The organism is Anaerobacillus sp. QJM3NY_17, assembly GCF_056173665.1.
Genome location: NZ_CM149685.1, coordinates 2,443,649 through 2,456,280, shown reverse-complemented (window position 1 = coordinate 2,456,280; position 12,632 = coordinate 2,443,649). Strand labels below are relative to the sequence as shown.

The window sequence follows — 12,632 nt, the reverse complement described above, 5'->3', positions numbered from 1 at the left end:
AGTTAGTAAGGTGACCGCTTGAACGGTTTAAGCAACTGAGGTGAAAACGTATGAATCGATATACAATTATAGATTTTGAAACAACTGGTAATTCCCCCAAAAACGGGGATCGCATTATTCAAATTGGACTTGCTGTTGTAGAGGATGACACGATCGTTGACCGATATGCTTCGTTTGTTAATCCTGAAAAACCACTACCGTTATTTATTCAGCAGCTGACAGGGATAACGGATGAAGATCTTAAAGATGCGCCACTATTTGAAGAAGTCGCACCTGAACTTCTTAAACGTCTTGACGGTGCTTATTTTGTTGCGCACAATGTTCGATTTGATCTTAATTTCATGAATGCACAGCTTGATTCAAGTGGATATGAGGCTTTTACTGGACCAACGCTCGATACAGTAGAACTTGCACGAATCCTCTTGCCTACAGCAGAGGCCTATAAATTATCTTCACTAGCAGAGTTTTTAGAAATCCAGCATGATAATCCGCATCAAGCAGATAGTGATGCGGAGGTAACAGCGGAGCTTTTGCTTTATCTATTTGATAAGATGGGTGATTTACCGCTCGTAACGTTAACGCAGCTCGAGGAGCTTTCAACTCGGCTTTATAGTGATATAGAAGTAGTCCTTCATGAGCTTATTCAAGATAAGCAGAAACGGATTGAGCCTGAAGGGAATTTTGAAGTGTTTCGGGATATAGCGATTAAATTACAAGAGCAAGTAGACGAAGTTGAGTCACTTCAGAAGCGTATCGCGTTCCATGATGCCCAAAATGAATTTGAGGAAAAAATGTCTAAGATTATCCCCGGTTTTGAAGTGCGAGAAGGTCAAAGTGACATGATGAAGCAGGTTTCAGAAGCTTTTGAAACAAATCAGCACATTTTGATTGAAGCTGGGACGGGTATAGGAAAATCTTTAGGGTATTTATTACCTGGGGTTGTTCATGCCAAAAATAAAGGTAAGCCTGTTGTTGTCAGTACGCATACAATCCAACTACAAGAACAGCTATTACAAAGAGACCTACCGTTTCTTCGTGATATTTTGCCGTTCCCTTTTAGAGCCACGATTATTAAAGGCAGAAGTCATTATTTGGATTTAACGCGATTTGAACAGCAGCTTCATCATGTAGAAGAAGATAATTATGATACGATTTTAACGAAAGCTCAAATTCTCGTATGGTTGTTAGAAACAGATTATGGGGATGTGGAGGAATTAAATCTCTCTAGTGGAGGCAAGCTTTTTTGGCAACAGGTGAAAAGCGATGCAGCTGTATCTGCAAACCACCGTTCTCCGTGGTTCTCCCGTGATTTTTACCATCGAAGAAAGCGCTTTGCGATGAATGCTGATTTAATCATCACAAATCACGCTTTATTATTTAGTGATTTAATTAACGACCATCAATTATTACCCGCTTATCAACAGGCAGTAATTGATGAAGCCCATCATCTAGAAGATATTGCTACAGAATTCTTCGGTATTAAAACGGATTACTTTTCTATCCTACAAGGGTTTGTTCGGATGGGATTAAAAGATGGTGATGGCATTTACGGAAAGGTAATTAGTATCCTCAAAAACCTTGAAATCGAAATAGATGAAACCAAAAGGGAAATTGATGCTTATGTGAAGACGATTCTTGGAGATGTAGATGAGCTTTTTCGCATGCTTCATCGTTACGTTCAGAAAAACACTCATCGTTCGAATGAAATTGGTCGATTAAGCTATCGTATTTCTGATGAAAAAGGTCCTACATGGGAAGCTATTCAAGAAGCAGCTCATCGATTAGTGTTCTACTTGAAAGATTTGGATAAAGGTTTAAAGAAGGTAGAAAAAGAACTTGATTTAAAAGAAGATGAACTCACAAGAGAGCAATTGAACACTTCAGCTGATTTTAAAGGAATTCATGCTTCTGTTTTGGAGGAACTTTCAAAAGTAGATTACCTCTTACTAAACGAAAGCGAAAATGATGTGAAGTGGGTGGAGATTGATCCGAAGGGCTCATTAAATTCAGCCTTTTTGTTTAGTAGACCTGTTGAGGTAGGTTCATTACTATCAAGCGACTATTTTGGAAAGAAAAAGAGTATTTTGCTTACCTCTGCAACGCTAACTGTCAGAAATTCGTTTGATTTCATTATTAACAGACTTGGATTAGAGGAGTTTGGGCCACTTATTCACCAATATCATTCTCCATTTGATTATAGTGAACAGGCAAGGCTAATGATTCCGACTGATTTACCAATGATTAAAGATGTATCGGACAATCAGTTTGTAGACCATATTACAGAAGCGATTCTTCGAATTGCCCGCGTCACTCGAGGGAGAATGCTCGTTCTCTTTACATCTTATGATATGCTCAAAAAAGCTCACCACCGTATGAAGGAGCTCATTGTTCATGATGAGTTAACTTTGATCAGTCAGGGCGTAGATAGTGGAAGTAGAGTAAGGCTTACGAAGAATTTCAAGGAAAGTGAAGAAGCGATTCTGTTTGGTACAAGCAGCTTCTGGGAGGGCGTAGATATACCAGGCGAAGACTTAAGCTGCCTTATCATTGTTCGTCTTCCATTTTCACCACCAGATAATCCCGTTTTTCAGGCTAGATCAGAGCAATTGAAGCAGTCAGGTGGAAATCCATTTATGGAACTTTCTCTACCTGAAGCAATCATTCGATTCAAACAAGGTTTTGGTCGGCTTGTTCGATCACAGCGAGATCGAGGAGCTGTGTTTGTATTTGACCGCAGAATCATTTCTACAAGATACGGTCGTTCATTTGTAAAGTCACTCCCTGACGTTCCTCTTATGAAAGGGACAACGGAAGAATTAGTAAATGAATTAGATCTCTGGTTATAAAGCTCCACTTCATCACAAACTAATTCTACAGGAGGGTTTTGTGATGAAGAAATTACTTTTACTTAGTGCGAGCTTCCTTTTTTTTAGTTTGGCTTGCCCGGGTGCTGACGCAGCTATTCAATCTGTTGACTTACACCTTAAGCACCACGAAGTAGCCGTAACTTTTCTTGATCTATCAATTGGAGAAGCGGTTTTGATACAAGGATCAGATGGAGAGGCAATTCTGATTAATACAGGGAGTAGCCTTTCCGAAAAAGAGCTAATGAATCGACTACAGATGTACCAGGTGAAGGAGCTGAGAAAAGTTTGGCTTACGAATGCTGAGGAAGCTTATACAGGAAACTTCACTGCATTGCTCAAATATTTTGATATAGACGAAGTATTTTTATCTGATCAAGCAGAAAAGGCATTTCTTACGAAGATACCAACTCATCTACAAAAGACTAACTTAAAGATAAATCAAAAGCTTACACTGATGGATGGCGTGGATGTCGAAATTATAAACATATCTAAGGCGGGTTCTGTAACATTTGTGCTATCCTTAGGAAGTCAGGATTTACTACTGATGGGAGAAACGAATCTCGAACTAGAGGAAGAGATCGCGTCTTCCGGGAGAGCAGTAGAGGTATTGAAAGTTGCGAATTTCGGATCAGGTAATGGAACTTCAACCGAATTATTGAACGCCATCGATCCACAAATGGCCGTGATTTTTCGTCACAATAACATTGATGTAAGTGAATCAGTCCTTGAACGGTTAAGTGAAAGCTGGACTGATGTCTATTACCCATACCGAATCGGAAGCGTAACCCTAAGGATGCAACATGATCGTTATGACGTTATCACACTTCCTACTAAAGAAGTTAGATGAAAATTCGTCATAGTATTTGTTGCAAAATCCCGTAACTTATTTAAAAATAGGAATAGAAAAGAAGCCGTCCTATTTTCTTATAGAAAAAGTGTCTCATATCTCCAAGAGGGATCAATGAATCGCATGAAACCGTCCCACTAAAATAGCCTGCGCAAGGCGCAGGCACTGTTGGAAGTGGAGCAGATATAGTGCACCGTCTTTGACGGTACTTATAGTTTGTCACACCTTTTTGCATCTATAAGTAGTAAATTTATCCCTGAGTGAGAAAACGTCTCTATAAAAGGATTGGTAGCTTAAAACACATACTATAGGGAGATGACAGCAATGGAAAGCAACATTGAAGTATTGTCGACTGTGAAGGTTAGTAAATCCCTCGATATTTACAAAATTGTTGATTCGTTAAATCGCACCTTAAAAGAAAAAGATTTAATGTTTGGACTTGCACTTGATGAAGAAGACCAGGACCAGATGATTTTTACAATCTATCGTACATAATAGGGTGAGCGAATGCGAGTAATAGGAATAATTGCAGGCGTGATTTTAGCAGTTTTGATCTGGCAAGGCATTTCATTTTATTCTTCCGTAACCGATCAACCTGATCGGCTAGAAGAAAAAGCGATTGAGAGAGCTGAATCGGAATCGGTGATAGAAAAAGTTGATGAAGCGGTTCAATATCATGGTACAAATAGTGCATATGTTGTCTTAAAAGGTAGCGATGCAGATGGAGATCAGGTTTATGTTTTCGTGCCACGAAAGGATGGGGCGCTTGTCACAAAGAAAATAGAAGACGGCGTTACGTTAGAAGCCATCAAAAAGAAGCTTTCTGAAGAATTTTCTCCACAAGAAGTCATTAATATTAAACCAGGTATTGAAATCAATCAAGAAGAGAAGCAAGTGCTTGTATGGGAAGCCACATTCATTGATACCGACAACCGCTATACATTTGCATATTATTATTTTAGTAATGGTGAATATTGGCGATCTCGTTCAATAAAACAAAGTTAATGTGATTAAGGGAGGAAGAGAAATGAATTTATCTAAACGTGTAGCAGCTCTTACACCGTCTGCTACGCTTGAAATAACTGCAAAAGCAAAAGCATTGAAGGCTGAAGGACATGACGTTATCGCATTAGGTGCAGGTGAACCAGATTTTAATACACCATCTCACATTCTTGAAGCAGCGAAGAAAGCAATGGATGAAGGGTTAACAAAATATACTCCTTCTGGAGGCATTCTTCCTCTAAAAGAAAGCATTATCGCTAAATTCCAAGAAGATCAGAATATAACGTACAAAGCTGATGAAATTATTGTATGTACTGGAGCGAAGCATGCTCTCTACACATTGTTCCAGGTAATACTAGATGAAGGTGATGAGGTTATTATTCCTACACCTTACTGGGTTAGTTATCCTGAACAAGTTAAGCTTGCTGGTGGCAAGCCCGTTTATGTAGAAGGTAAAGAAGAACAGTCATTTAAAGTGACAATTTCTCAACTTGAAGCAGCAGTAACGTCCAATACAAAAGCTGTGATCATTAATTCTCCTTCTAATCCAACAGGATCGATCTATACCCCTGAAGAGCTTAAGCAAATAGGTGCATTCTGTTTAGAGCATGACATTCTCATTGTTTCTGATGAGATTTATGAAAAGCTTGTGTATGCTGGAGCAGAACATACTTCTATCGCACAGCTTTCACCTGAATTGAAGGATCAAACGATTATTATTAATGGTGTATCCAAATCCCATTCCATGACAGGTTGGAGAATTGGTTATGCTGCAGGGAGAAAAGAGATCATTAAAGCAATGACAAACCTTGCAAGCCATTCCACTTCAAATCCAACTTCCATTTCCCAATATGCAGCTCTAGCAGCATATGAAGGGTCACAGGAGCCTGTTAGTGAAATGAAAGAAGCATTTGAAGGTAGATTAAACACCGTTTATGAACAATTAAATGCGATACCTGGGTTTACATGTGTGAAGCCACAAGGAGCATTCTATCTTTTCCCTAATGCTAAAGAAGCGGCAGAGAAGACAGGTTTTGATTCTGTTGATGCGTTTGTAAAAGGCCTTCTTGAAGAAGAGAAAGTAGCGCTTGTGCCTGGATCTGGCTTTGGTTCACCTGATAATGTTAGGCTTTCATATGCAACATCACTTGATGTGATTCTTGAAGCTATAAATCGAATTGAACGATTTGTTAAAACGAAACAGACAGTTTAAGCAAGTTGTTGTATGGCCAAATAATCGGTATAATAAGAACCGAACAATAGATTCATCTATTTAAACAAATTAATTCATGGCGCTATTCTCCTATTGTATAAAGAATGTGCGCCAATTTTTTCTAATTAGTTGGAGGGAAATAAGAAGTGAAAACAACGATTTCTAACGTAAATAAACAGGTTGAACAAACCGTTACAATTGGAGCCTGGTTACATAATAAACGTTCAAGCGGAAAGATCCAGTTTCTTCAGCTTCGCGACGGAACGGGATTCATTCAAGGCGTTATGGTTAAGAAGGAAGTAACAGAAGAAGCATGGGAAGCTGCTAAGAATTTAACTCAAGAATCCTCAGTATGGGTGACAGGAGTTGTCCGTGAAGATGATCGTTCACAATCAGGATATGAATTAACTGTTACTAACATTGAATTAATTCATGAAGCTGTGGATTATCCAATTACGCCAAAAGAGCATGGTACAGAATTCTTAATGGATAATCGTCACCTTTGGATTCGCTCTAGACGCCAAAACGCTATTCTTCGCATTCGAAATGAGATTATTCGTGCAACTTATCAATTCTTTAATGAAAATGACTTCGTTAAAATTGATCCGCCTATTCTAACAGGTAGCTCTGCAGAAGGTACAACAGATCTTTTCCATACAAAATATTTTGAAGAAGATGCTTATCTATCACAGAGTGGACAACTTTATATGGAAGCAGCAGCTATGGCTTTTGGACGCGTCTTTTCTTTTGGTCCAACATTCCGAGCTGAAAAATCAAAAACGCGCCGTCATCTAATCGAATTTTGGATGATTGAGCCTGAGATGGCATTTATGAATCATGACGAAAGTCTTGAAGTTCAAGAGCAGTATGTTAGCTTCCTTGTAAAATCTGTATTAGATAATTGTCAACTTGAGTTAAAAACGCTTGAACGTGATGTTTCGAAATTAGAAGCGATTCAAGCGCCATTCCCTCGCATTTCTTATGATGATGCGATTACGCTATTGAAAGATAAAGGCTTTACAGATATTGAATGGGGCGAAGATTTTGGTGCTCCTCATGAAACTGCAATCGCTGAAAGCTTTGAGAAACCAGTGTTCATTACTAATTATCCTAAGGACATTAAGGCGTTCTATATGAAGCCTGATCCTGAGCGTGAAGAAGTTGTTCTATGCGCTGATTTAATCGCTCCAGAAGGTTATGGTGAAATCATTGGAGGTAGTCAGAGAATTGATGATTTAGCACTTATGGAGCAGCGATATGAAGAACATGGTCTTACAGACGATGCATATAAATGGTATCTTGAACTTCGCCGCTATGGTTCTGTTCCACATTCTGGTTTTGGTCTTGGACTAGAACGAACTGTGGCATGGTTATCTGGTGTGGAACATGTGCGTGAAACAATTCCGTTCCCACGTCTTTTAAATAGACTATATCCGTGATAAACTAACAAAGCTGACGCTTCTTTCAATGTGAAAGAAGCGTCTTTATCTGATGAAAAAGCCGTAGGTTAAAGCATTTCACGAAGTGAAGATGGATAAGATTAGAAGATGAGAGGAAAAAATGGTATGTACGTGAAAGTACATAGCCAGATTTTTCTACTCCCATCACAAAATGCCGGCGTGCTATAATGAAAGGTAGAGGTGGATGGGATGAAGAAGGAACACATCATTCAAATCATTAATGAAGGTCATGTTTCAGTACCAAGGCTATTGCTCAATTACTATGTTAGCGTTGGTTTACATGAAGAAGATGCCTTCTTTTTAATTAGACTACACAGTTTTATTGAACAGGGGAATTCTTTTCCAACACCGGAGGAACTTGCCCAAGCAATGACATATTCACCACAAGCTTGTCTAGATAAAATACAGCAGCTTATGCAAAAAGGTGTTTTAACGATCGAGGAACACCAGAACGAATCGAAGAATTATTATTCTGAAGTCTATTCGCTAATCCCGTTGTGGGAGCGAATTTTTAAGGCGATCGAGCAAGAAGAAGCAGAGAAGGCTGCTGCGAAAAACGATGAGAATGAAGAAAGTCTTTACACGTTGTTTGAGCGTGAATTTGCAAGGCCACTTTCCCCCATTGAATGCGAGACGCTTGCCATGTGGATAGATGGTGATAAGCATGATGCTGAGTTAATTAAAGGGGCTTTAAAAGAAGCTGTTCTTGCTGGAAAGCTAAACTTTCGCTACATTGACCGGATACTCTTTGAATGGAAGCGAAACGGCATTAAGACATTAGAGCAGGCACGTTCCTACGGAGAGAAGTTTAGAAAGCACCAATATGATAAAAAAGCACCTGCTAAGCCTGATGTGAAGAAAGATTCAGGTCAGAGTGCTCCTATATATAACTGGCTTGGAAGATAGGTCATATGTAAAGCGGAAGTGTTGCTTCCGCTTTTTGTTTATGAACAAATTAAAGCCTATACTAGACATAAGAAAGGAAGACAGACTTTTGCTAACGAAAGCCAAGATAAGAACAGTTCTTGATACGATGGGGGAGATGTTTCCAGATGCCCATTGTGAATTGAATCATTCTACTCCATTTGAGCTTGCTATTGCAGTTGTATTATCAGCTCAATGTACAGATGCACTAGTAAACAAAGTTACTCCTGGTTTGTTTGAAAAATATAACGGTCCTGAAGACTTTCTTCAAGTACCCATAGAAGAACTCGAGAACGATATAAGAAGGATCGGCTTATTTCGAAATAAAGCAAAAAATATAAAAAAGCTTGCCAGAACGGTTGTTGAACAATATGGCGGATCTCTTCCTGAATCGAGGGAAGAGCTAATGGAGCTCTCAGGTGTTGGAAGAAAAACGGCTAACGTCATTGCTTCAGTAGCTTTTGATGTTCCTGCGATCGCCGTGGATACCCACGTTGAGAGAGTGAGCAAGAGGCTCGGCATATGCAGATGGAAGGATTCCGTTCTCGAAGTTGAGAAGACGCTCATGAGAAAAATTCCAGAAGAGGAGTGGTCCGTTTCTCACCATCGCTTTATTTTTTTTGGAAGGTACCATTGTAAAGCTCAATCTCCGCAATGTGAAATTTGTCCACTTCTCGAGCTATGCCGAGAAGGACAGAAGAGAATGAATCAGCGAGCTCGGAAAGGCAAATAGATTTTATGTATTATTACAATGAATTAATAAACAGAATTAGTTAGTCTTTAAATCAAATAAGTATAAATAAAGCCCAATCTGCATTGCAGATTGGGCTTTAAAGCTATTCTTCCTCATTAGGTGGTGTGCTGGCTGGTGGAGCGTTTGAACCTGTGTTTCCTGTGTCACCAGGATTATCAGTCTCAGATCCAGAATCATTGCCAGATCCAGAACCGTCACTAGAACCGTTCCCAGACCCGTTACCAGGATTTTCTCCAGAACCATTGTTTCCTTGATCCTGGCCTCCGTTACCACTTTCATCAGTGTTGCCACTTTGGTCGTCAGCTGGAGGTTCTTCTTCTCCCTGATTGTCACCACTGTTTCCGTCTCCAGCATCGCTATTTTCATCATTACCTTCGTCCGGCGGTGTTTCACTATCTTCGTTTGTATCTTCTTCTGTAGGCTCCTCAGGTTCCTGTTCTTCTTCTTTAGGAACTGATACGGATGTTTCAGCAGGCTTCGTTGATACTCCTGAGTCTGAAACGGCTGTTACTTTAAATTTATATTCGCTACCTTTTTGGGCATTTTCTAACGTAAATCCAGTATCTCCTGTTTCGGTCACCCCTTGATAACCTCCACCATTTACAGCCATTTCTACTTTATAAGTGAAGCTCTTATCTTCACCAGGCTGCCATGATAGTGAAATGCTATTGGAGTCAGCATTATACTTTCCAGAAAGTCCTTTGACGCCGTCTGGTTGTTTGTACTTATCAGAAGTCTTTTCTGGCGTACTACCTTTTACAAATAGCTCATAGACGATTTGATCCTTTGGCGTGTAGTCACTTGGCAATAGACCAGTGCTTTTCTCAACGCCAACCTCTACGACCGAGTCGGGCTTCTGGAAGTCGGCAGTATTAATACCTTCAGATACTTGGCTCATAATTTCTTTGAAAAGGAGCTTGGAAGTATCATCTTCGCCTTTGCTAGAATCTAAATAGTGCTTATTTGGTTCGTTAAATCCTGTCCATACTGCCATGGAATACTCCGTAGTATATCCAGCAAACCAGGCATCTCTTACAATACCTGATGTAGGGAACCCTTGTGATTGCACGACTTCTTGAGGATGGTTTGTTGTACCCGTTTTACCAGCGACAGGTAGACCGGAAATTTTAGCATCGGTTCCAGTGCCTTCGTTTACAACGGATTTAAGCATATCGCTAACCATGTAGGCTGTGTAATCATTCATTGCCTTTACTGGTTCAGGTTCGATGTTAATCTCTCTTCCGTCAGGAAAGACCACTTTTCGTACCGTGTGAGGCTCATTATACGTTCCACCGTTACCGAAAGCAGCATAAGCACCAGTCATTTGAAGGGGAGAGGTGCTAAATGTTCCGATAGCAGCAGTAGGTACCATATCTTCATCTTTCAAATCCATACCAAGCTTGTTAGCAAACTCTTGAGCAGGTTTTTCACCAATCTCAAGGAAAGTGTTAACAGCCGGAACGTTATAAGACATCTCGAGAGCACGTCTCATTGATACTTGACCACGATACTCGCGGTCCCAGTTACGAATATTAGCGTCACCTATTTTTAGAGGCTCGTCTTTAATGGAGCGCCCAGTTGACCACTGCTCGGTATCAATTGCAGGGCCATAAGCAACAATCGGTTTAGCGGTTGATCCTGGCTGAAACTTCCCTGTCGTTGCGTAAGTAATTACGTTCTCATCTTTACGTGTTTCACCAATGGCTCTAATCGAACCAGTCTTAGTATCCATCAGGACTAGCCCTGATCGCATATCTTCATTCGAATAAGGATAGTTTGCAATCACATCAGTTGTTATATCTTGAGCGCGTGTATCAAGGGTTGTGTAAATTTCAAGTCCCCCTGAGTAGATATCCTTTTCAGAAATATCATCACGTTCTCGTAGTTCTTTCACAACTTGGTCCATGAAGACTTTATATTGATCTGTTTCTTTATCTTCTGTTAATGCAACAACCATGTCACTAACTTTTTCTGCTTGATATTTGTCAGCTTCTTCAGCTGTAATAACGCCCTGTTTTTCCATCAAGCTAAGCACAACATTTCTACGCTGTTCTGCCTGATCAGCGTATTCATATGGATTATAGTAGGTAGGACGCTGCGGAAGTCCCGCTAGTAGTGCGGCCTCTCCAGGTGTTAAGTCTTCTTCTGTAATATTTTTGCCAAAATAAGTTTCGGCTGCATCAACAACTCCCCATGCACCATTACCGAAATAAATTTTATTTAAATACATTTCTAAGATCTGATCTTTTGAATATTCTTGTTCAAGCTTAATGGATAGATAAGCTTCTTGAACTTTTCGTTCTAATGATTTTTCAGATGTTAAGAGAGAGTTCTTGATGACCTGTTGTGTAATCGTACTAGCACCCTCAGCGCCAAACCCTTGCGTAATATTTGCAAGAACAGCTCCGCCAATCCTTCGTGGATCAATTCCAAAATGGTCATAGAAACGAGTGTCTTCAACAGAGACAAAAGCATTTTTTAGAATATCCGGAATCTCATCAATTTTAGCGACTTCTCTTGCATCGGTTCCTGCGAGAGTTTGAACTTCTTCATCCTTTTTATCCAGTATGATGGAGGACTGTGGATTCGTAAGCTTTTCTGGATCTAGCTCTGGTGCATTGTTGATATAGGCAATTGAGGTGATTCCCCCAGCAACTAAACCAACTAAAAACAAAACAACGAGGGTTAGAAAGATTTTTTTGAAAATACCTTTCTTCCCAGCTTTCTTCGGGGACTTCTTTTTCTTGTCATTTGATTTACGTCGTTCTTGACGTGATTGATATTCACTCATGAATATTCCTGCCTTTCAAGCCTGTACTGTTAATAGGATTCGAATGAACCCTTCATTTTATGAATTAAAACCAGTTGTTTAATAACTGAAGTACATTTTATCAATAATCTTGATATAGTCAATGCGCGGTTGATAGGTATAAGGAATATGCGTTCCCTGCTTTTCAATCTCCTCTTTTCTAATGGATTTTCTTCCGCCAATTTTCATTGTTTCCCAGTGGGAAAAGAGCATAGCGGCATCCATAAGGAACACTTCGTCAGTGATTGAAAAACGTAAAAGCACAAAGCAGATTCCGTTGTGCTCATGAACTTGTTTCATATGTTCAATTTGATGTTCATGAAAGTTACTTAATGGAAAAGCAGTTTTGTTTTTTGTTTCCTTCGCTTCAAAATCCACATACCTTCCTTTGTAAACGCCATTATAATCAGTCGTAGATGCCTGCTTAAAGTAGGCCTCCTTTATCACGGCTGCGCTTCGTTTGGGATAATCAACGTTAACAATTTGAACAGGCGTAGGCTTTTTGTGTATAACAGCTTTGCCTGTTGAGAGATAATACGTATTACTATGATTAATATCTTCCTCTAATGTCATACCACGGTTGCTGTATGTTTTTTGTTTCTGATTTGCTAGCTGATTCTGAGCCGAAGGGACGTACGGCTTTCCGTTCGGATATCGAATCGGCACGTTAACCATCCTTTCTATATAAAAGGTGCACTGAATCTATTTTACTTTACTTATTACGAGTTGTACGACAAAAATGTTTCAAGCAGGTGA

At 39.7% G+C, this 12,632-nt stretch carries 10 protein-coding genes; 8 read left to right on the top strand and 2 right to left on the bottom strand.

Translation table 11 applies throughout. The features are described from left to right. Nucleotides 1-50: 50 nt before the first annotated feature. The 8 genes from dinG to nth all read left to right on the top strand — a co-directional run bounded on the left by dinG (nt 51) and on the right by nth (nt 9,046). Nucleotides 51-2,846 carry an ATP-dependent DNA helicase DinG gene (dinG, locus tag AC0VYV_RS12840; protein ID WP_475373900.1) on the top strand — a complete coding sequence of 932 codons (2,796 nt, stop codon included), beginning with the start codon at nt 51-53 and terminating at the stop codon, nt 2,844-2,846. 43 nt (nt 2,847-2,889) lie between these two features. Beyond that, complete coding sequence (locus AC0VYV_RS12835) at nt 2,890-3,714, top strand: ComEC/Rec2 family competence protein (protein ID WP_226613685.1); 825 nt, start codon at nt 2,890-2,892, stop codon at nt 3,712-3,714. A gap of 324 nt (nt 3,715-4,038) precedes the next feature. Continuing rightward, nucleotides 4,039-4,209, top strand: coding sequence for a YpmA family protein (locus AC0VYV_RS12830; protein ID WP_098443938.1), 171 nt, complete (start codon nt 4,039-4,041; stop codon nt 4,207-4,209). Between the two features lie 12 nt (nt 4,210-4,221). Next, nucleotides 4,222-4,719, top strand: coding sequence for a cell wall elongation regulator TseB-like domain-containing protein (locus AC0VYV_RS12825; protein ID WP_283154073.1), 498 nt, complete (start codon nt 4,222-4,224; stop codon nt 4,717-4,719). A 22-nt stretch (nt 4,720-4,741) separates the two neighbouring features. Next, nucleotides 4,742-5,929, top strand: coding sequence for a pyridoxal phosphate-dependent aminotransferase (locus AC0VYV_RS12820; protein ID WP_475372610.1), 1,188 nt, complete (start codon nt 4,742-4,744; stop codon nt 5,927-5,929). A gap of 146 nt (nt 5,930-6,075) precedes the next feature. Next, a complete protein-coding gene (gene asnS / locus AC0VYV_RS12815; RefSeq protein ID WP_194221890.1) occupies nt 6,076-7,368 on the top strand; it encodes an asparagine--tRNA ligase in 1,293 nt (430 codons plus the stop codon). 210 nt (nt 7,369-7,578) lie between these two features. Continuing rightward, nucleotides 7,579-8,295 (top strand): DnaD domain-containing protein, encoded by a 717-nt coding sequence (locus AC0VYV_RS12810; RefSeq protein ID WP_194221889.1) that lies wholly within the window; start codon nt 7,579-7,581, stop codon nt 8,293-8,295. A gap of 88 nt (nt 8,296-8,383) precedes the next feature. Continuing rightward, on the top strand, nt 8,384-9,046 hold the full coding sequence (nth, locus tag AC0VYV_RS12805; protein WP_475365362.1) for an endonuclease III: 663 nt from the start codon (nt 8,384-8,386) through the stop codon (nt 9,044-9,046). A gap of 103 nt (nt 9,047-9,149) precedes the next feature. Here the strand turns inward: nth and AC0VYV_RS12800 are convergent, their stop codons facing one another. Beyond that, on the bottom strand, nt 9,150-11,858 hold the full coding sequence (locus AC0VYV_RS12800; RefSeq protein WP_475367670.1) for a PBP1A family penicillin-binding protein: 2,709 nt from the start codon (nt 11,856-11,858) through the stop codon (nt 9,150-9,152). A gap of 78 nt (nt 11,859-11,936) precedes the next feature. Beyond that, the gene (gene recU, locus AC0VYV_RS12795; RefSeq protein ID WP_430243033.1) at nt 11,937-12,542 is read right to left on the bottom strand and encodes a Holliday junction resolvase RecU; all 606 of its coding nucleotides are present in this window, start codon (nt 12,540-12,542) and stop codon (nt 11,937-11,939) included. Nucleotides 12,543-12,632: the final 90 nt, after the last annotated feature.

What these genes read in the sequence shown, in the direction of transcription:
- AC0VYV_RS12825 (WP_283154073.1), top strand. Translation starts at nt 4,222, where the DNA reads ATGCGAGTAATAGGAATAATTGCAGGCGTGATTTTAGCAGTTTTGATC.
- AC0VYV_RS12830 (WP_098443938.1), top strand. Translation starts at nt 4,039, where the DNA reads ATGGAAAGCAACATTGAAGTATTGTCGACTGTGAAGGTTAGTAAATCC.
- AC0VYV_RS12800 (WP_475367670.1), bottom strand. Translation starts at nt 11,858, where the DNA reads ATGAGTGAATATCAATCACGTCAAGAACGACGTAAATCAAATGACAAG.
- dinG (WP_475373900.1), top strand. Translation starts at nt 51, where the DNA reads ATGAATCGATATACAATTATAGATTTTGAAACAACTGGTAATTCCCCC.
- AC0VYV_RS12820 (WP_475372610.1), top strand. Translation starts at nt 4,742, where the DNA reads ATGAATTTATCTAAACGTGTAGCAGCTCTTACACCGTCTGCTACGCTT.
- AC0VYV_RS12810 (WP_194221889.1), top strand. Translation starts at nt 7,579, where the DNA reads ATGAAGAAGGAACACATCATTCAAATCATTAATGAAGGTCATGTTTCA.
- AC0VYV_RS12835 (WP_226613685.1), top strand. Translation starts at nt 2,890, where the DNA reads ATGAAGAAATTACTTTTACTTAGTGCGAGCTTCCTTTTTTTTAGTTTG.